At 63.7% G+C, this 19,282-nt stretch carries 15 protein-coding genes and 1 pseudogene; 12 read left to right on the top strand and 4 right to left on the bottom strand.

Annotated elements, in window-relative coordinates; all coding sequences use genetic code 11:
• The 9 genes from RBA40_RS17710 to RBA40_RS17670 all read left to right on the top strand — a co-directional run bounded on the left by RBA40_RS17710 (position 1) and on the right by RBA40_RS17670 (position 11,789).
• A complete protein-coding gene (locus RBA40_RS17710) occupies positions 1-3,570 on the top strand; it encodes an ABC transporter permease/M1 family aminopeptidase (RefSeq protein WP_306649097.1) in 3,570 nt (1,189 codons plus the stop codon).
• Between the two features lie 76 nt (positions 3,571-3,646).
• The gene (locus tag RBA40_RS17705; protein ID WP_306649096.1) at positions 3,647-3,892 is read left to right on the top strand and encodes a hypothetical protein; all 246 of its coding nucleotides are present in this window, start codon (positions 3,647-3,649) and stop codon (positions 3,890-3,892) included.
• A gap of 83 nt (positions 3,893-3,975) precedes the next feature.
• Positions 3,976-4,335 carry a type II toxin-antitoxin system YafO family toxin gene (locus RBA40_RS17700; protein ID WP_306649095.1) on the top strand — a complete coding sequence of 120 codons (360 nt, stop codon included), beginning with the start codon at positions 3,976-3,978 and terminating at the stop codon, positions 4,333-4,335.
• A gap of 214 nt (positions 4,336-4,549) precedes the next feature.
• Positions 4,550-8,008 carry a response regulator gene (locus tag RBA40_RS17695; RefSeq protein WP_306649094.1) on the top strand — a complete coding sequence of 1,153 codons (3,459 nt, stop codon included), beginning with the start codon at positions 4,550-4,552 and terminating at the stop codon, positions 8,006-8,008.
• Entirely contained in the window at positions 8,008-8,835 is an 828-nt protein-coding gene (locus tag RBA40_RS17690) for a CheR family methyltransferase (protein WP_306649093.1), read from the top strand. The genes RBA40_RS17695 and RBA40_RS17690 overlap by 1 nt, the downstream gene beginning before the upstream one ends.
• Positions 8,832-9,434 (top strand): chemotaxis protein CheB, encoded by a 603-nt coding sequence (locus RBA40_RS17685; protein WP_306649092.1) that lies wholly within the window; start codon positions 8,832-8,834, stop codon positions 9,432-9,434. The genes RBA40_RS17690 and RBA40_RS17685 overlap by 4 nt, the downstream gene beginning before the upstream one ends.
• A complete protein-coding gene (locus RBA40_RS17680) occupies positions 9,431-10,609 on the top strand; it encodes a hybrid sensor histidine kinase/response regulator (protein WP_306649091.1) in 1,179 nt (392 codons plus the stop codon). Before RBA40_RS17685 ends, RBA40_RS17680 begins: the two co-directional genes overlap by 4 nt.
• On the top strand, positions 10,606-11,298 hold the full coding sequence (locus RBA40_RS17675; protein WP_306649090.1) for a hypothetical protein: 693 nt from the start codon (positions 10,606-10,608) through the stop codon (positions 11,296-11,298). Before RBA40_RS17680 ends, RBA40_RS17675 begins: the two co-directional genes overlap by 4 nt.
• Positions 11,295-11,789: a hypothetical protein gene (locus RBA40_RS17670; RefSeq protein ID WP_306649089.1), complete on the top strand. Its 495-nt coding sequence runs from the start codon at positions 11,295-11,297 to the stop codon at positions 11,787-11,789. The genes RBA40_RS17675 and RBA40_RS17670 overlap by 4 nt, the downstream gene beginning before the upstream one ends.
• On the opposite strand, the gene RBA40_RS17665 is transcribed toward RBA40_RS17670, so the two are convergent.
• Positions 11,786-12,394: a TetR/AcrR family transcriptional regulator gene (locus RBA40_RS17665; RefSeq protein ID WP_306649088.1), complete on the bottom strand. Its 609-nt coding sequence runs from the start codon at positions 12,392-12,394 to the stop codon at positions 11,786-11,788. The two genes, RBA40_RS17670 and RBA40_RS17665, sit on opposite strands and share 4 nt — an antisense overlap.
• A 111-nt stretch (positions 12,395-12,505) precedes the next feature.
• On the opposite strand from RBA40_RS17665, the gene coaE reads away from it, so the two are divergent.
• From coaE to RBA40_RS17650, 3 genes and pseudogenes are all read left to right on the top strand, one after another.
• On the top strand, positions 12,506-13,111 hold the full coding sequence (gene coaE / locus RBA40_RS17660; RefSeq protein WP_306649087.1) for a dephospho-CoA kinase: 606 nt from the start codon (positions 12,506-12,508) through the stop codon (positions 13,109-13,111).
• 3 nt (positions 13,112-13,114) lie between these two features.
• Entirely contained in the window at positions 13,115-14,269 is a 1,155-nt protein-coding gene (coaD, locus tag RBA40_RS17655) for a pantetheine-phosphate adenylyltransferase (protein ID WP_306649086.1), read from the top strand.
• Between the two features lie 80 nt (positions 14,270-14,349).
• Positions 14,350-15,138 (top strand): annotated as a pseudogene (locus RBA40_RS17650) (alpha/beta fold hydrolase); the annotation flags it as partial.
• A gap of 148 nt (positions 15,139-15,286) precedes the next feature.
• Here the strand turns inward: RBA40_RS17650 and RBA40_RS17645 are convergent.
• From RBA40_RS17645 to RBA40_RS17635, 3 genes are all read right to left on the bottom strand, one after another.
• Complete coding sequence (locus RBA40_RS17645) at positions 15,287-15,679, bottom strand: SMI1/KNR4 family protein (protein WP_306649085.1); 393 nt, start codon at positions 15,677-15,679, stop codon at positions 15,287-15,289.
• 146 nt (positions 15,680-15,825) lie between these two features.
• Complete coding sequence (locus RBA40_RS17640; RefSeq protein ID WP_306649084.1) at positions 15,826-18,498, bottom strand: DNA topoisomerase III; 2,673 nt, start codon at positions 18,496-18,498, stop codon at positions 15,826-15,828.
• A gap of 257 nt (positions 18,499-18,755) precedes the next feature.
• Complete coding sequence (locus tag RBA40_RS17635) at positions 18,756-19,220, bottom strand: Smg family protein (RefSeq protein ID WP_099874256.1); 465 nt, start codon at positions 19,218-19,220, stop codon at positions 18,756-18,758.
• Positions 19,221-19,282 lie beyond the last annotated feature (62 nt).

The raw sequence follows: 19,282 nt of genomic DNA, 5'->3' as shown, positions 1-19,282 counted from the left end.
ATGTTGGCAATCGCCCTGTTTGAAGCGCGCCAGCGGCTCAAGCTGCTATCGACCTGGGTCTACTTCGGCATGTTTTTCGCACTGGCGATGCTGTGGATGGCCGCCGCCGGCGGCGTATTCAAGGATGCCTACGTCACCTTCGGGGGGCGCCTGTTCATCAACTCCCCGCGCTCGATCGCGCTGACCGCGGCCTTCCTCGGCTGCCTGGGCGTGGTCGTGATGGCCGCCATGATGGGGCGCTCGGTGCAGCAGGATTTTGAATACGACATGCACCACTTCTTCTTCAGCGCGCCGATCGCCAAGCACGATTACGTGTTCGGGCGCTTTCTCGGGGCCGCGCTGACCCTGGCGGTGGTGTTTTCCAGCATCGTGCTGGGTGCCTGGCTGGGCACCTACATCCCCGGCATCGAAGCCGACCGGCTGGGCCCGTCCGGGCCCTGGATGTACCTGCGGCCCTACCTGTTCGTGATTCTCCCCAACATCTTCATCTTCGGCGCGATTTTCTTCGTGCTGGCGGCCCTGACGCGGCGCATGCTGCCGGTGTACGTGGCCAGCGTGGTGATGATGATCGGCTACATCGTCGCGCCCTCGCTGGCGCGCGACCTCGACTACAAGACGCTGGCCGCGCTGATCGATCCCTTCGGCACAACCGCCCTGATCCGCATCACCGAATACTGGACCATCGCCGAACGCAACAGCCGCGCGATTGCCTTCGAGGGCGTGGTCCTGTACAACCGCGCCCTGTGGTGCGGCTTCGCGCTGGTGGTGCTGCTGCTCGGTTACTGGCGCTTCCATTTCACCGCCACGGCCGGCAGCCGCCCGGCCGGGCGCGCCGAGGGAGAGGTCGCGCAGCGCCTCTCGCACAGCGCCATCGCCTCGCAGGAAACGCCGGACTTCCTGCAGCGCAGCCTGGCCCTGCTGCTGCTCAGGTCGAGCTGGCTCAACCTGCGCGAATCGGTCAAGGATGTCTACTTCGCCGTGATCGCCCTGGCCGGCGTGCTGGCCGTGTTCGGCGCCTCGGTCAACCTCGGTTCCATGTACGGCACCAATACCTATCCCGTCACCTACCAGGTGCTGGAACTGATCAGCGAGGCCTTCGCGCTGTTCATGCTGGTCGTGACCACCTTTTACGCGGGCGAACTGGTGTGGCGCGAACGCGAGGCGCGGGTCGCCCAGATGCTCGACGCCCTGCCGCTGCCGAGCTGGCTGCCGATGCTGGCCAAGCTGTTCGCCCTGATCGGCCTGCAAGTGCTGATGCTGGTACTGGTGATGCTCGCCGGCATGCTGATCCAGCTGTTCCGCGGCTACTTCGCCATCGACGTCGGCCTGTACCTGCAAACCCTGTTCCTGATCCATCTGCCCCAGTACGCGCTGCTGGCGGTGCTGGCGATCGCGCTGCAGGTGCTGATCAACCACAAGTACCTGGCGTACTTCGCGATGATCTTGTACTACTTCGCCACGCTCACCTTCAGTTCGCTCGGCCTCGACCATCCGATGCTGCTGTACGGCACCTCGCCGTCCTTCATGTATTCCGACATGAACGGCTACGGCCACTTCCTGGTGCGCGAACGCTGGTTCGAACTGTACTGGGGCGGCGCGGCGCTGATGCTGATGGTCGCCTCGCTGGTGTTCTGGCCGCGCGGCTGCAACGCCGAATTGGGCAGCCGCCTCCAGCTGGCGCGCCGCAACCTGAGCCTGCCGGTGCTGGCCACCTTCGCGGCCGGGCTGGCGATCTTCGCCGGCAGCGGCGCCATCCTGTATTACAGCCTGCATATCGAAGGCGACTACCAGACCGCGTGGCAGAAAGACAACACCCGCGCCGAGTACGAGCTGCGCTACAAGAAATATGCGGCGCTGGCGCAGCCGCGCATCACCGGTGTCGACCTGAAAGTGGCGATCGTGCCCGAACAGCGTCGCCTGACCGTCACCGGCGTCTACCAGCTCGACAACAAGGGCACGGCGCCGATCACCCAGGTGTTCATCAGCCAGGACCGCCTGGCCACCAGCCTGAAGGTGCGCTTCGGCCAGAAAATCACGCCGCTGATCACCGACCGCGAACGCGGCTTCCACGCCTACAAGCTGAGCACGCCTCTGCTGCCGGGACAACGCATGCCGCTCGAATTCGACGTGGAATTCGAGGCGCGCGGCGTGCTCGGGCTGGAGTCGGACACCCCGGTACTGAGCAACGGCACCTTCTTCAACAATGGCCAGTTGCCGCGCATCGGCTACCAGCCGGCGCTCGAACTGGAAAACGACCGCGACCGCAAGCGCCACGGCCTGGCGCCGCATGCGCCGATGCGCTCGCCCAGCGACCCGGCCGGACTGGCGAATAACTCGCTCGGCGTGGACGCCGACTGGATCAGCTTCAACGCCGTCATCAGCACCAGTCCGGACCAGGTGGCGATCGCCCCCGGCACCCTGGAAAAGGAATGGATGTCGGCCGGACGGCGCTACTTCCATTACCGCATGGACAAGCCGATCCTCAATTTCTATGCCTTCCAGTCGGCCCGCTACGAAGTGCGGCACGACCGCTGGCAGGATGTGTCGATCGACGTGTATTACCATCCGGGCCACGACTTCAACGTCGAGCGCATGATCCGCGGAGTCAAGGCCGCCCTGGAATACAACTCGAAGCATTTCAGCCCCTACCAGCACAAGGTGCTGCGCGTGGTCGAATTCCCGCGATACGGCGCGTATGCGCAGTCATTTCCGGGCACGGTGCCGTTTTCGGAGAGCATCGGCTTCATCGCGCGGGTCGACGACAACAATCCCAAGGATATCGATTACCCGTTCTACATTGCGGCGCACGAAGTGGCGCACCAGTGGTGGGGCCACCAGCTGGTGGGCTCGAACACGCGCGGCAGCACGGTGCTGAGCGAAACCTTGTCCGAATATGCGGCGCTGATGGTGATGAAGCAGCAGGTCGGCCCGGAGCGCATGCGCCGCTTCCTGCGCTACAACCTGGACAAGTATCTGATGGGACGGGCGCTGGAAACCAAGTACGAGCTGCCGCTGGCGCACAATGAAAACCAGGACTACATCCACTACCGCAAGGGCGCGCTGGCCATGTACTGGCTGCAGGACGTGCTGGGCGAAGACAAGATCAACGCCGTGCTGCACGAGCTGCTCACGCATCACGCCTTCCACGGCGCGCCGTATCCGAGCGTGCTGGCGCTGACCGACGCGCTGCGCCGCGTCACGCCGCCCGAGCATGCTTACCTGATCGACGACCTGTTCGAGCACATCGTGCTGTACGAGAACCGGGCCACGTCCGCCAGCGCGACCAAACGCGCGGACGGCAAGTACGAGGTGACTCTGCGCGCCAGCGCGCTCAAGCTGCGCGCCGGCAAACTTGGCGACGAGACGGAAGCGCCACTGAAAGACGTGATCGAGTTCGGCGTCGACGACAAGGATGGCAAGCCGCTGCTGCGCGAACGGCGCATCGTCGACAGCAATACCGTCAGCGTGACCATGGTGGTTGGGGCGCGACCGTACAAGGCGGGCATCGATCCGGACAACAAGCTGATCGACCGCAAGCCGGGGGACAATATGATCGAGGTGGAGCAGTAGCGCGCAGCTTGGGGCGGGAAGCATGGGTGGTAAACTACCTATCACCAGTGTCTTCCACGTTTTGCAGGAGAACAGGATGAAAACCACGCTGAAAAAAAAGCCAGGCGGATCTGTCGCAACGTCGCCATCTGCCGTCACCATTGCAAATGAAAATATCGCTGCGGATCGCGACAATGCTGCAGCGTCACCCGACATTGAACCGCCTTTCCTGACACCGGAGCAGTTGAAACTCCACCTGGCCCTTAGTGCCGAGAACGGATTTTCGATGGAGGCTGCGTTAGCGCGCCTAGTCCAAAAGAAACAGGCAAAAACAAAGTCTTGAAACGTCGCCGATGAAGATCCATTTCGCCAGTGATCTTCATGAGCGACTCGCCTCGTCAGGCGTAGACCAGAGTGAACTCGTCAATGCAATCACCAGAATGGAAAAACGATCCCGCCGGGCGACAAACCACGGTTTTCGGCAGAGACGTCGCTAATATGGGCTCCCGATATGCAAGACATGCACATATGGTGCCAGTCAACGACGCGGACAAATTGGCGCTATGGAAAAAGACCTGGGCAAAGAACAGAAAACACAACAGCAACCAACATCAGCTAAGCGATCGTTACCTGATCTATGCGGACGGCGGCCGCTACGGCTATCTCATTATTGACATCATCAATGATCCCGGCGCCCACAAGGTATGGACAGCCAAATTCACGGCCGTGCGCGACATGTGGGAAGAGATTGCGTCAGACTTCGTTTGCCTCGGCAAAATACCTTAGGCCGCACTCACCTCCACTTTTTCCACTCTGTGTGCCCGACGACGCGAGAGCCCGAAAGTTTTGCAACGGACTTGCGCCAAGCTTCTGCATTGCACAGTCCATCGTGACGCACACGAGGGAACAGCGTCCTAACACTTGTACCGGGTCCACCCCGAATCTTGCGCGACAAATATTTCTTTTCGTATAAACTTCCACCTTTTACGTGGAAGATCGCATGCCCAGCGTCAAAACGATGGACCAGACCGGCTTTCGCCGCATCCTCGCCCGCAACGTCGCGTTGCCACTGGCAATCGGCGTCGGCAGCGCGCTCATTTTCGTCGCCGTCATCACCTACCTGCTGTCGGTACTCAGCATGGTGGAACACAGCGAAAAGGTCATCGGCCACGCCAATGAAGCGGCCAAGCTGTCGGTCGACCAGGAATCCGGCCTGCGCGGCTATTTACTGAGCAACGACGAAGCCTTCCTCGCCCCCTACACCCTGTCCAAGGCAAAAACCGCCTCGACCATGGAATCGCTGACCAAGCTGGTGGCGGACAATCCGCCCCAGGTCGAGCGCCTGCGCCAGATCATGGCGATGCAGGACCAGTGGACCGAGTACGCCAACAGCGCCATCGCGCTGCGGCGCGCCAATAACGATGTCATCACGCTGGTGCGCAGCGGGCGCGGCAGGGTCGCTTTCGACGAAATCCGGAAGACGTTCAACGAATTTCTCGCAGTCGAGCAGCGCCTACTGCAACAGCGTAACGAGTCTGCCCAGAGCGTCACCCGCTGGGGCGTCGGCCTGTATCTGCTGGTCAGCCTGCTGCTGTCCGGCCTGCTGGCCTACTTCGGCCGCCGCGAACTGATGCGCCTGTCGGAAGTATTCGGCGACGCCATCGACCAGCACCGTACCCACGGCGAAGCGCTGGAACGCCAGGCATGGCTGCGCAGTGGCCAGACCCGGCTGGCCGAACGCAGCATCGGCCACAACAGCCTTTCCAGCCTTGGCCGCGCCTCCCTCGACTTCATGTCCGAATACACCGGCGCGGCCGTCGCCGCCCTGTACGCGCGCAATGAAGAGGGCAGCCTGCGCCGCGTCGCCGGTTACGGCATGAGCAAGGAAGAACTCCAGCGCGAGATCAGCTACGACGGCGCCGACACCCTGGTCGGCCAGACGTTGCTGTCCAAGCGCGCCATCGTGATGGGCAACCTGCCCGACCACTATCTCAAGGTCAGCTCCGGCATCGGCAGCGGCAGCCCGCGCCACCTGGTCTTGATCCCGGTCGACAATGACGGCGTGGCCAATGGCGTCATCGAATTGGGCTTCCTGAACGAGCCGCGCAAGCGCGACCTGGAATTTCTGGAACTGGTCGCACCGAACATCGGCCGCGCCATCGAAGCAGCCCTGGCGCGCCGCCGCCTGCACGATGCGCTGGCCGAGACCCAGCAGCTCAATGAAGAACTCCAGGTGCAGCAGGAAGAACTGCGCACCGCCAACGAGGAACTCGAAGAGCAGTCGCGCGTGCTGGAAGAATCGCAGACCATCCTCGAAAACCAGAAGGCGGAGCTGGAGCAGACCAACGAACGCCTGGCCGAACAGGCCAACGCGCTCGATGAAAAGAACAGCGCCCTGGGCGTCATCCAGAACGAGCTGGAAGAGCGCGCGCTCGACCTGCAGCGCGCCAGCAAGTACAAGTCCGAGTTCCTGGCCAATATGTCGCACGAACTGCGCACGCCTCTCAACAGCTCCCTGATCCTGTCCAAGCTGCTCTCCGAGAACGCCAGGGGCAATCTCGAACCGGAGCAGATCCAGTTCGCCAACACCATCTACGCGGCCGGCAACGACCTGCTCAACCTGATCAACGATATTCTCGACATCTCCAAGGTCGAAGCGGGCAAACTCGAACTGGCGCCCGAAGACATCGCCCTGTCCGAGCTGACCGACACCATGAACCACACCTTCGGGCCGCTGGCCGGCCAGAAGCAGCTCACCTTTACCGCCGCCGTCGAAGCTGGCGCTCCGCTCACGCTGCACAGCGACGGCCAGCGCCTGCAGCAGATTCTCAAGAACCTGCTGTCGAATGCGATCAAGTTCACCGATGCCGGCCAGGTCTCGCTGACCATCGAAGCGCGCCCGGACGGCATGCTGGCCTTCGTCGTGCGCGATTCGGGCATCGGCATCGCGCCCGACCAGCACGCGATCATCTTCGAGGCGTTCCGCCAGGCCGACGGCACCACCAGCCGGCGCTACGGCGGCACCGGCCTGGGCCTGTCGATCTCGCGCGACCTGGCGGCCCTGCTGGGCGGCTCGATCGCGATTGCCAGCTCGCCCGGCAAGGGCAGCACCTTCACCCTGCTGCTGCCGCCCACCCTGCCGGCCGGCACCCCAGGCATGCCCGACGCCGCCACGCCGGCCACGCCGCGCGCCGCCCTGGCGCCGCCGGCGGCGCCGGCATCGGCCCTGCGCGCGCCGGTGTTCGCCGATGACCGCCAGCGCACCGTCGCCGGCGGGCGCACCGTGCTGGTGATCGAAGACGACGTTTCCTTCGCGCGCATCCTGTTCGACCTGGCGCACGAAATGCACTACCGCTGCCTGGTGGCGCACAGCGCCGCCGACGGCCTGCAGGCCGCCGACGACTTCCTGCCCGACGCCATCCTGCTCGACCTGGGCCTGCCCGACGGCTCGGGCCTGGACGTACTGCAAAAGCTCAAGGACAATCCGCGCGCGCGCCACATCCCGGTGCACATCGTCTCGGCCAACGATCGCGCCGAGGCCGCGCTGCAACTGGGCGCGATCGGTTACGTGATCAAGCCGGCCACGCGCGACCGCCTCAAGGAGGTATTCCGCACGCTCGAAGGCAAGTTCACCCAGAAGCTCAAACGCGTGCTGCTGGTCGAAGACGACGAGCGCCAGCGCCAGAGCGTGGTCCAGCTGATCGACGACGCCGATGTCGAGATCACCGCGGTGGCCACCGGCGGCGAAGCCTTTGCGCTGCTGCAGGCCAGCGTCTACGACTGCATGATCATCGACCTGAAGCTGCCCGACATGCAGGGCCACGAACTGCTGCGCAAGATGGCGGCCGAGGAAATCGTCTCGTTCCCGCCGGTGATCGTCTACACCGGCCGCAACCTGACGCGCGCCGAGGAAGCCGAGCTGCTGAAGTATTCGCGCTCGATCATCATCAAGGGCGCGCGTTCGCCCGAGCGCCTGCTCGACGAAGTCACCCTGTTCCTGCACAAGGTCGAGTCGCAGATGTCGGCCGAGCGCCAGAGCATGCTGAAAACGGTGCGCAGCCGCGACCGCGTGTTCGATGGCCGCCGCATCCTGCTGGTGGACGACGACGTGCGCAATATCTTCTCGCTCACCAGCGCGCTGGAACAGAAAGGCATCACGGTCGAAGTGGGCCGCAACGGCTTCGAGGCGCTCGAACGGCTCGACCAGATCCCCGATATGGACCTGGTGCTGATGGATGTGATGATGCCGGGGATGGATGGCCTGGAAGCGACGCGCCGCCTGCGCGCCGACCCGCGCTTCGCCAAGCTGCCGGTGATCGCCATCACAGCCAAGGCCATGAAGGACGACCAGGAACAGTGCATGAAAGCCGGCGCGTCGGACTACCTGGCCAAGCCGATCGACCTTGACCGCCTTTACTCCCTGCTGCGTGTCTGGCTGCCGAGCATGGAGCGGCTCTGATGAATGCTCCGGACAGCATCACCATCGAGCTGCGCCTGCTGATGGAAGCGATCTACCTGAAATACAGCTACGACTTCCGCGATTACTCGGGCGCCTCGCAAAAGCGCCGCGTGCTGCACGCGCTGCACCAGATGGACTGCGCCAGCATCTCCGAGCTGCAGTCGCGCGTGCTGCACGATCCGGACGCGTTCATGCAGCTGCTGCAGTACCTGACGATTCCGACCAGCGAGATGTTCCGCGACCCCGCCTACTTCCAGGCGCTGCGCGAGCACGTGATGCCGCACCTCTCCACCTACCCCTCGCTGAAGATCTGGATCGCCGGCTGCAGCACGGGCGAAGAGATCTACTCGATGGCGATCTTGCTGAAGGAAGAAGGGCTGCTGGAGCGCTCCATCATCTACGCCACCGACATCAACCCGCACTCGCTCGACCGCGCGCGCAAGGGCGTGTTCGCGCTCGATCGCATGCGCGCCTACACCGCCAGCTACCAGATGGCCGGCGGACGCGCCGCTTTTTCCGACTACTACACGGCCGCCTACGACGGCGCCCTGTTCGACCGCAGCCTGGTGGACAATGTCATTTTCGCCGACCATAGCCTGGCGACCGACAGCGTGTTCTCCGAAACCCACTTAATCAGCTGCCGCAACGTGATGATCTACTTTAACCGCAAGCTGCAGGACCGCGCGCTTGGCCTGTTCCACGAGTCGCTGTGCCACCGTGGCTTTCTTGGCCTGGGCAGCAAGGAGAGCCTCGATTTTTCGGCGCACGCGGATGTTTTCGAACCGCTGGTCAAGTCCGAGCGCGTGTTTCGCAAGGTGGCTCCATGAACGCCGTCCATGACGCGCTGCTGGCCGGGCGCAAGATCGACGCCGTGGTGATCGGCGCCTCGGCCGGCGGCATCGACGCGCTGCTGCGCATTTTGCCGGCGCTACCGCGCAGCTTCGGCTTTTCGGTGATCGTGGTGCTGCACCTGCCGGACGACCGCGACAGCCGCCTGGCCGAAGTCTTCCAGCAGCGCCTGGCGATGCCGGTGCGCCAGGCCGACGACAAAATGCCGCTGGAGGCAGGCACCGTCTATTTCGCCCCGCCCGGCTACCACCTGTCGATAGAACGCGACCTGAGTTTTTCGCTCAGCCAGGAAGACCCTGTGCATTTTTCGCGCCCGGCCATCGACCTGCTGATGGAATCGGCCGCCGACGCCTATGGCAAGCGCCTGGCCGGCATCCTGCTCACCGGCGCCAGCGCCGATGGCGCCGCCGGCATGGCGCGCATCGCCGCCTGCGGCGGCCTGACCGTGGTGCAGGACCCGCTCGACGCCGAGATTGCGACCATGCCCCTGGCCGCGATCCGGCTGCGCGCACCCGACGCTGTGCTGTCCGTGCCCGCCATCGGCGCGCTCATGGCCGCGATGAAGGAGATCCAATGAAGAGCGACCAACAAAAAATCAAGCTCCTGATCGTTGACGACCTGCCCGAGAACCTGCTCGCGCTGAGCAAGATCATCGAACAGGAAGACCGCATCGTCTACCAGGCCAACTCGGGCGAGGCGGCGCTGTCGCTGCTGCTCGAACACGACTTCGCGCTGGCGATCCTCGACGTGATGATGCCCGGGATGGACGGCATCGAACTGGCGGAACTGATGCGCGGCACCGAACGCACGCGCAACGTGCCGATCGTGTTCGTCAGCGCGGCCGGGCGCGAGCTCAATTACGCCTTCAAGGGCTACGAGACGGGCGCCGTCGACTTCCTCTACAAGCCGCTCGACATCGCGGCCGTCAAGAGCAAGGTCAATGTGTTCGTGGCCCTGTGCCAGCAGCGCAATGAAGTCAAGCGCCAGGTGGCGGAACTGGAAGAGAGCCGGCGCGAGCTGCGCGCCACCCAGGTTGAACTGGAACGCTCGCTCAAGATGCGCGACGACTTCATGTCGATGGTTGCGCACGAACTGCGCACGCCGCTCAACACCCTGTTCCTGGAAACCCAGTTGCGCGGCATGCAGCTCGACAAGGGCAATATGGCCGTCTTCAACGAAGAGAACATGCGCAAGATGGTGGCGCGCGACGGCCGCCAGATCCAGAGCATGATCCGCCTGATCAACGACATGGTCGATGTCTCGCGCATCCGCAGCGGCAAGCTGTCGATCCGCCCGGCCGAAACCGAGCTGTCGGCCCTGCTGGCGCGCATCGTCAGCGACCTGGCGCAGCGCACCGAGGCGGCCGGCGGCACCATCGAGCTGCATGCGCCCGAACCCGTGGCGGGCGTGTGGGACGAGTTCCGGGTCGAGCAGATCATCATCAACCTGCTTACCAACGCGCTGCGCTACGGCGGCAGCAAGCCCGTGAAAATCAGCCTGGAAGCGCGCGGCGGATACGCCAGCATCGTGGTGCGCGACCAGGGCGTGGGCATTGCGCCGGAAGACCAGCTGCGCATCTTCGCGCCGTTCGAGCGCGCCGGCACCAAGGACGTGCGCGAGGGCCTCGGCCTGGGCCTGTACATCGCGCGCCAGCTGGCCGAGTCGCATGACGGCACGCTCGAGGTCGAGAGCGCGCCGAACCAGGGTGCGGCCTTCCGCCTTACCCTGCCATTGAGCGGATCGCACGCATGAACGGGCGCCGACTCGTATTGCGCGGCGCTGGCGCCGTGGCGCTGCTGGCCTGCATCGGACGCGCCGCCGCAGCGCGCCACGAACCGAGCTACGGCCAGCACGGCATGGTCTTGTTCGGCGGCGCCGATGGCCTGTATGCCTCGCACCTGCCGATGATGCATGCGCCGCACGACCGCCAGGTGATCCTGCAAATCCGGCTCGCCGACGAGGCTCTCGATGCGGCGCTGCGGCGCCGCATCGATGGTAAAACCGCGCTGTGGACCATCGCTCCGGAAAATTTTGAACTGGACCGGCTGGCGCCGGACAGCGCCAACCCGCTGCGCGCCTTCAAGGCCGACCTGGTGCAGGGTCACTTCGAGCGTGGCGGCGTTACCCGGCACAAAGGGACGTCGATCGTGGTCGACAAGGTGCTGCAGTTCCGGCCCCTGCTGCCCCGCTTCGCGGCCAGCGGCACGGCGCGCTACCTGCAGGTGGGCAGTGGCGCCACGCGCTTCCTGGTCAAGCAGATCGACAGCCGGCCCGACTTCGACCATATCGTCGCGTTCCGCACACGCCCCGAGGCGCCCACCGATCCGGTCGAGGTGCCGAAAAACGCGCTTGAGGAAACGACGGCCGCCGTTCTGGCGCGCCAGCTGATCGGTGCCCGCATCATCGGCACCATCTATTTCGACAAGGCCGACCTGACATGACGGTGCCGCCCGAATACATCGGCCTGTGGCGGCGCGAAGGCATCTGGCGCAGCGACGGCAGCAGCGATACCACGACACTGGTGCTGTGGTTCCAGTCGGCGCGCTGGCACATCGATTCGCGCGGCTTTGCCGGAATCACCGTGGTGGACGGCGCACGCTGCGAATGGCATCCCGAGATCGCCTTCCCCGCGCTCGGCCCCGGTATCGATGCAGGCACCATGCGCTTTTACGGCGTCGACAGGGTTGAAGAAACCGGCATCGACGGCAGCTATCGCGAGCAGTGGCTGCGCATCGATGCCGGCCCGGTACGCGCGCAGCGATTCGAGCGCGATGATGGCGCGCTGGCCTGGCTGATGACCGGCGTCGAATGGATGGCGTGGGCGTACGGGCACCCCGGGGGCATGGCGCAATTCGGTATCGCCAGGGGCGAGGCGGCGACGCTGCTGCCAGAGGCGGGAAGCGGCTGGCGTGCGAGCGCCAGCGACGACTAGGCCGGCGGCTCGGCGTCGATAAAGCGGCGCACCAGTTGTGTAGCCATCGGCGCTGCATAACCCATCGGCATGCTCGCCGGCGCCGCGCTGGCCAGCTGGAAAGTCCCTTCCATCATGGCCAGCAGGGCCGCGGCCAGCGCGTGCACGTTGGCCGTGCTTTTCCCCTGTGCGACCAAGCTGGCAGAAAGCAGCTCGCGCAGCAGCGCCATTTCGGTATCGACCGCTTGCTGGTAAGCCGCGCGTACCTCGGGCTGGCGCACCGCTTCGGCACCGATCACCACCCAGGCCGCGACCGCGCCCGGATCGGCGCCCTCCCCCAAACCAAGACGCGCATCGATGTAGGCTTGCAAACGCTGGTCGGCGTCACGCGCGTTCTGCGCCAACGCAAGGTAGCGCTGCTGCGCCGCCGCGGCGAGCGCCTTGACCAGCGCCAGCAAGATATCGGCTTTGCTGTGAAAATGATAGTGCAGCAGGCCGGGAGTGAGATCGGCGCGCCGCGCAATGAGCACAATGGTGGCCTTTTCGTAGCCATGTTCGGCCATCGTGTCCAGCAGGGCCTGCACGATCTGCGCGCGGCGCTGCTCCGAATTGGGCTTTCTCGACATGCGTGGGTCACTTAAATTGGTTGACTGACCAAATTATACTTGTTTTCCCTTGCGTCTTTCGCTAACCTGACAATATTGGATGAGCAACCAAACAATCGAACGGACCACAAGATGAGCTTCACTCCCCCCAAGGTGCTGGTGCTGACCGGCGGAATCGGCAGCGGCAAGTCGACCTTCGCGCGGGCCTTCGAAGCGCTCGGCGTGCCCTGCATCGACGCCGATGCGCTGGCGCGCACCGTGCACCAGGATCCGGCGCATCCGGCCACCGTGCAAATCGGCCGCGCTTTTCCGCAAGCGATGGCGCCCGATGGCAGTCTGGCACGCGGCACCCTGCGCAGCGTGTTCGCGCTCGACCCGGCCGCCAACGAGGAATTGAAGCGCATCCTGCGCCCGGCCGTGCTGGCGCTGGCGAACGACTGGACGCGTCGCCAGCAGACGCCTTACGTGGTGTGGGAGTCGGCGCTGGCGATGGACCAGGCGCTGCCCGCGACGCGGGTGCTGGTGGTCGATACGTCCGATCGCAACCGGGCGGCGCGCATCGCCCTGCGCAATCCCGACTGGAGCGGCGCGCAGGTGGCCAGCATCATCGCCATGCAACTGCCACGCGCCGATTATCTGGCACGCGCCGACGACATGGTGGAGAACGACGGCACGCTCGACGACGTGCGCGCCCTGACCTTGCAACTGCATCACCGATACACCGACCTGTGGAGCTGAACCTTGAAAAAAATCGCATTCTCCGGCACGCTCGACCCGATCACCAACGGCCATCTGTGGGTGATCGGCGAAGCGCGCGAACTGGCCGACGAAGTCGTTGTACTGATTTCTGAAAACCCGTTCAAGAAGCCGCAGTTCAATGCCGCCTCGCGCAAGGACATCGTCGAACGCAGCGTGGCCGCGCAAGGCTGGACCAATGTCAGCGTGGTGCTGGTGCGCGGCGACTACACGGCGCGCGCGGCCAAGCGGCTGGGCATCGACTTCCTGATCCGCGGCATCCGCAACACATCCGACTTCGATTACGAAAACTTGATCCAGCAAGCCAATGTGGATGTGCTGCATGGCGCGAAAACGCTGTTCGTGATGCCACCGCGCGATCTGGGGTCGGTCAGTTCGAGTTTCGTGCGCGGTTTGCAGGGACCGGTCGGCTGGCACTGGACCACGCGCCAGTTCATGCCGGCGCCGGCCTACGCCGCGTGGATTCTGGACTGGCTGCGCAAGGACTGGGACAGCCTGTGGCCAGGCGACGACGCCAACGCCGCGGCCTGGTTCGCGCGGCTGACCAGCGAGAGCGCCTACGGCTCTTGCCAGCGGCCGTATCACAACCTCGATCATCTGGTGCACGGGCTGACTGAAATCACCGTGTGGGCGGCCAACGCCGGCGCCAGCGCGGCGCAGATGGCGACACTCAAGAAAGCGTTCTGGTTCCACGACGCGGTGTACGGCGGGGGCACGGGGACCGGATCGAATGAAGAACAGAGCGCGCAGCTGTGGCTTGCCTCAAGCCTCGACAGCGGCGCGGCGGCGAACGAGGTGGCCGGCCTGATTCGCGCCACCGAGCATCTGGCGCCGGTGGCGCTGCGCCATGCGCTGCAGGATGTGATGCAGGGCGTGGACCTGGCGATCCTGGGCCAGGCCGCCGATGTCTACGACGGTTATGCGCGCTCGGTGCGGGCCGAATACAAGCACGTCGAGGAGGCCGATTACCTGGCCGGCCGCGAACGCATCCTGGTGCACTTTCATGCGCAGGCCAAGGCGGGCACGCTGTACCCGAATGGGTATTTCGCGGACCTGTACAACGAGCGCGCGCGCGAAAACCTGGCGCGCGAACTGGAAACGCTGCGCGAGCGTCAATCGTTTTCGGGCGAATCTCCGTAGGCAGCACGGGGCAGCGCGACGACGCAAGATGACGTTCTGGGCTAGACTCGGCACTCCGCCCTCGCCAAGGAAGCCCTTCGATGCCTGCTCATTCCCGTATCTCGCGCCTGCTGTGCGCGTGCGCCCTTGCCTTACCAGTGCTCGCCGCGCACGCCGCCGACGAGCCAAGCTACGGCCCTGAACTCGAAGGCTTCAGCTACCCCGCACCGGTCCAGAAATTCGCATTCACGTCACAAAAAGCCAAGCTGCATATGGCCTACATGGACGTGAAACCGGCCAAGCCGAATGGGAACACGGCGGTCCTCCTACACGGGAAGAACTTTTGCGGCGCGACCTGGGAATCGACCGTCAAGGCGCTGACCGACGCCGGCTACCGGGTGGTGGTTCCCGACCAGGTGGGCTTTTGCAAGTCCAGCAAACCGGCGCCTTACCAGTACACCTTCCAGCAGCTGGCCGTCAACACGCATGCGCTGCTCGAATCGATCGGCGTGAAGCAGGCGACCGTCATCGGACATTCGACCGGCGGCATGCTGGCGGTGCGCTATGGCCTGATGTACCCGCAGCAGACGACGCAACTGGTGCTGGTCAATCCGATCGGGCTGGAAGACTGGAAGGCGGTTGGCGTGCCGTCGATTGACGTGGACGCGTGGTACGAGCGTGAATTGAAGACCACGGCCGATCGCATCCGCGAGTACGAAAAATCGACGTACTACGTCAATCAATGGAAACCGGAATACGAGAAATGGGTGCAAATGCTGGCCGGGATGAACCGCGGGCCGGGCAAGCAGATCGTCGCGTGGAATTCGGCGCTGTTATACGACATGATCTACACGCAGCCTGTCGTGTATGAATTTCCACTGCTGAAAATCAAAGCGCCCTGCGCGCTCGCATGATCGAACAGTGCATGGACGCCGGGTGCGTACGCCGGATCAGAGGTCAAGTGAGGCGGACCACCGGATGGCCGGCAATCGGGGCGGCCGTGGTACAGGTTCCGACAGCAGGCAAGCGGATCGCCGATCAATCGCGCGGCAACGGCCATCCATCAGCCACCCACGAATGCAAGCCCTTACTGCACGGCTCCATCATGTCCGCATCCATGTCGCCGATGCCAGCCATCATGAGCCGCCCGGATTTCAGCGACATCATGACAGCGCGTCCACCGCTGTCGTCGCCAATTGCCACATAGCCGGGTGCATAGTTTTTTACTTCAAATGTTTCATTTCGCTCGACGACTTCCTCTGCCGCATAAACAACCAGTCCATTATCGAACCGCATACCGTTCGCGGATCGGAGCAGCTCCAGATATGGACCGGGCAAGCTCATGCCGAGTTGCGCTTCGACGCGACCGATCAGATCCTCGGCTACGGGCGGATTAATCTGGGCAACCGTTGTGAGGTGATCCATGTTCATTGAAGCTCCTGGAAATGCCCTGCCGGGGGTCCGATCGATGCCAAGACCGCCAAACGGACACGGGCCCGGCTGTAAAACCCGCAATACGGTTTTTACAGGCGGACCCGTGTCTGAATGCCAGGCTCGGCACCAAGCGATGCGGCGGATTATTCTTCCGCGACAGCTTTCTTTACGGCGGCTTTCTTCGCTGCCGGTTTCTTGGCAGCAGCCTTCTTGGCAGGCGCTTTTTTAGCCGCCGCTTTCTTGGCCGGTGCGGCTTTCTTCGCCGTGGCCGGTGCGGCCTCGTCGCCCTCGGGATCGGCTACCGCCGCAGCCTTGCCCTTGGCCGGTGCCTTGGCCTTGCGCTCCTCGAACTCGAAGCTGATCTTGCCATCCTTGCCCTTGACCAGGAAAGCCTTGAACGGACGGCGCGTGCGCTGCGATACAAAACCCGGCATCAGATCGGTCTTGCCATCGTTGAGCAGCTTGACCATTTGCTCAGGCAAAATTTCTTGCTGCAAGATGATGCGGCCGCTGCGGAAGTCGCACGTCTTCGGCTTGGCCACGCTGTGCTCGCACACATAGGCCAGGCCCATCTCGAATACGCCGGCGGCGCATTTCGGGCACGGTCCGAGCGCGGTCTGGCCGGTGAAGTCGACGCCTTCGCCATCTTCGCCGCCTTCGTCGTTCTGGCCGAAATCGAACTCCAGCTTGCAATTCTTGATGTCTTCATCGCGCACGATGCGCAGAATCGCGGCAAACGGACGCCCCATCTTCGAGCGGAAGCCCTGCATCGGGCCGATCGTGCGTTTTTCCAGCAACTCTTCAACTTCGGCAATCTCGAACTGGCGGCTGCCAGGCGTCTTGCTCATGTTGAATTCGCACTTGGTGCAGGCGAAACGGCGATAGTTTTCCTTGACCACGCCACCGCAGTTCGGACACGGCGTGTGCAAGGTCGCGTAGTCGCCGGGAATGGTGTCGTTGTTGTATTCCTTGGCGCGCTTGACGATGATCTGGGTCATCTGGGCAATTTCACGCATGAACTCGTCACGCGAAATCTTGCCCTTCTCCATTTGCGACAGCTTGTATTCCCATTCGCCCGTCAGTTCCGGCGCGGTCAGTTCGTTCACGCCGAGGCCGCGCAGCAAGGTCATCAGTTGCGATGCCTTGGCGGTCGGAATCAGTTCGCGCCCTTCGCGCAGCAGGTAGCGCTCGCCCAGCAAGCCTTCGATGATGGCCGCGCGCGTCGCTGGCGTGCCCAGGCCCTTGCCGGCCATGGCGTCGCGCAGTTCATCGTCGTCGATCAGCTTGCCGGCGCCTTCCATGGCGGACAGCAAGGTCGCTTCCGAATAGCGCGCGGGCGGCTTGGTGACCAGGGCGTTCGGGCTGACTTTTTCGGTCTGCACTTTTTCACCCTTGGCCACGGGAACCAGGTTGCCGCCGGTGTTGTCGTCCTTGTCGCTGTCGGTCGACGCTTCCTTGCCGTAGATCGCCAGCCAGCCCGGATTGGTCATGACCTTGCCTTCAGTCTTGAACTGGTGGCCGGACACTTCGGTAAAGCGGGTGGTGACCTGGAATTCCGCAGGCGGGAAGAACACGGCCATGAAGCGGCGCGTGACCAGGTCGTACAGCTTCTGTTCCGGCTCCGACAGATTCTTCGGCGCCAGCGTGGTCGGGATGATCGCGAAGTGATCCGAGATCTTGGTATTGTCGAAGATGCGCTTGTTCGGCTTGACCCAGCCCTTGTCGGTGATCTGCTTGGCGAACTGGTGGTAGTTATTGTTTTCCGCCAGGCTCACCATGGTGTCCTTGACGGTGTTGATGTAGTCTTCCGGCAGATGGCGCGAATCGGTACGCGGGTACGTCAGCACCTTGTGCTTTTCGTACAGCGCCTGGGCCAGGCCGAGCGTGTTCTTGGCCGAAAAGCCGAAACGGCCGTTCGCTTCGCGCTGCAGGCTGGTCAGGTCGAACAGGGCCGGCGCCATCGAGGTGGTCGGCTTCGATTCTTCCGTTACATTGCCCTGGCGGCCCTTGCAGGCCATAGCGATGCTGTCGGCCGCTGCCTTGCTCCACAGGCGCTCGGGGCGCTTCTCAGGGTCGTTCTCGTCCTTCTTGAAGGCCTGGTCGAGCCAGCGCCCTTCGTACACGCCGGCGGCGCACACGAACTCGGCCCGCACTTCCCAGTAATCGCGCGAAATGAATTTCTTGATCTTGTCTTCGCGCTCGACCACGATCGACAGGGTCGGCGTTTGCACGCGGCCCACCGTGGTCAGGTAAAAGCCGCCTTCCTTCGAGTTGAAGGCGGTCATGGCGCGGGTGCCGTTGATGCCGATCAGCCAGTCCGCTTCCGAACGGCAGCGCGCGGCGTCGGCCAGCGGCAGCATTTCTTCGTCGCTGCGCAGTTGCGTGAAGCCGTCGCGGATCGCGCCCGGCGTCATCGATTGCAGCCACAGGCGCTTGATCGGCTGCTTGGCCTTGGCGTTCTGCGCGATCAGGCGGAAAATCAGCTCGCCCTCGCGCCCGGCATCGCATGCGTTGATCAGTTGGGTGACATCCTTGCGCTTGATCAGCTTGTTCAAGACCTTGAGGCGGGCCTCGGTCTTGGCGATCGGGTTGAGCGCGAAATACGGGGGAATCATGGGCAGGTGGGCGAAGCTCCACTTGCCGCGCTTGACGTCGTGCTCTTCCGGCACCGCGATTTCCAGCAGGTGGCCGACGGCCGACGACAGGACATACTCGTCCGATTCGAAGTACTCATCGTGCTTGGTGAAGCCGCCCAGCGTCTTGGCGATATCGTTCGCGACGGAGGGCTTCTCGGCGATGATGAGGGTTTTGGTCATAGGTTTTCTCGTCGTACTATATTAAGTGGTTCGGCCCGCGCATCATACATGCTTGGCCGCAGCAGACGGCATTTTGCCAGCCTGATATCGAAATTGTAACAACCCGATAGAGCGGCCAATGATAAGCGGGTTGTCGGGAAATCCGCAAGTAGCCACTGCATGCCAAAGCGCACAATCTAGCCGGCAGCGGGGGGAAGCGTTGCGTGGACGGGAAAACGGGAACGCCGCCGGGCTTGCGCGGGCGACGCCGGCCGGACTCAATGCAGCAGGCGGGGAGCCTGCTCGTCGTCGGAGCCGAACAGGTCGTCGAACATCAGCGCGTCCGGTTCCTTGCCCTGGCTCCACAGCAGCATCAGCACGATGATCTTGAGCTTGCCCAGGCCCACCGGCGACTCTTCCAGCGCCAGGGCGCGCTCGATGACGATTTCGCGCTGCACAGGGCTGAGCACGCTCGCGCTTTCGAGGAACTGGATGAAGCCGACCGCGGCACTGCCGAGCGCATCGTATTCTTGCTGCACGTAAAAGCGGGTGCCGCTGGAGGTGAACGACAGATTGGTCTCGTCGCCCGCCATTTCGGTCAGGTCGGTCAGCCACACGAGCGCTTCCGAGATCTCGACATCGTCGAAACCGACAGCGGACAGTTTACGCGCCAGCGCGGCCGGCTCGGGGCAGGCATCGGGGCGGTAGTACGTCTCGTAAAGGTAGACAAGGATATCGAACATGGCTCTACTCTATCAGTTAAGCTCGCTTGGACACAAGCCCCGTCCGTGCACCCCTTGCGCGG

The organism is Massilia pseudoviolaceinigra (assembly GCF_030846505.1).
Classification (GTDB): domain Bacteria; phylum Pseudomonadota; class Gammaproteobacteria; order Burkholderiales; family Burkholderiaceae_D; genus Telluria_A; species Telluria_A violaceinigra.
Note: the sequence above shows the minus strand (reverse complement) of the source record. Positions and strands in the feature narration are given on the sequence as shown.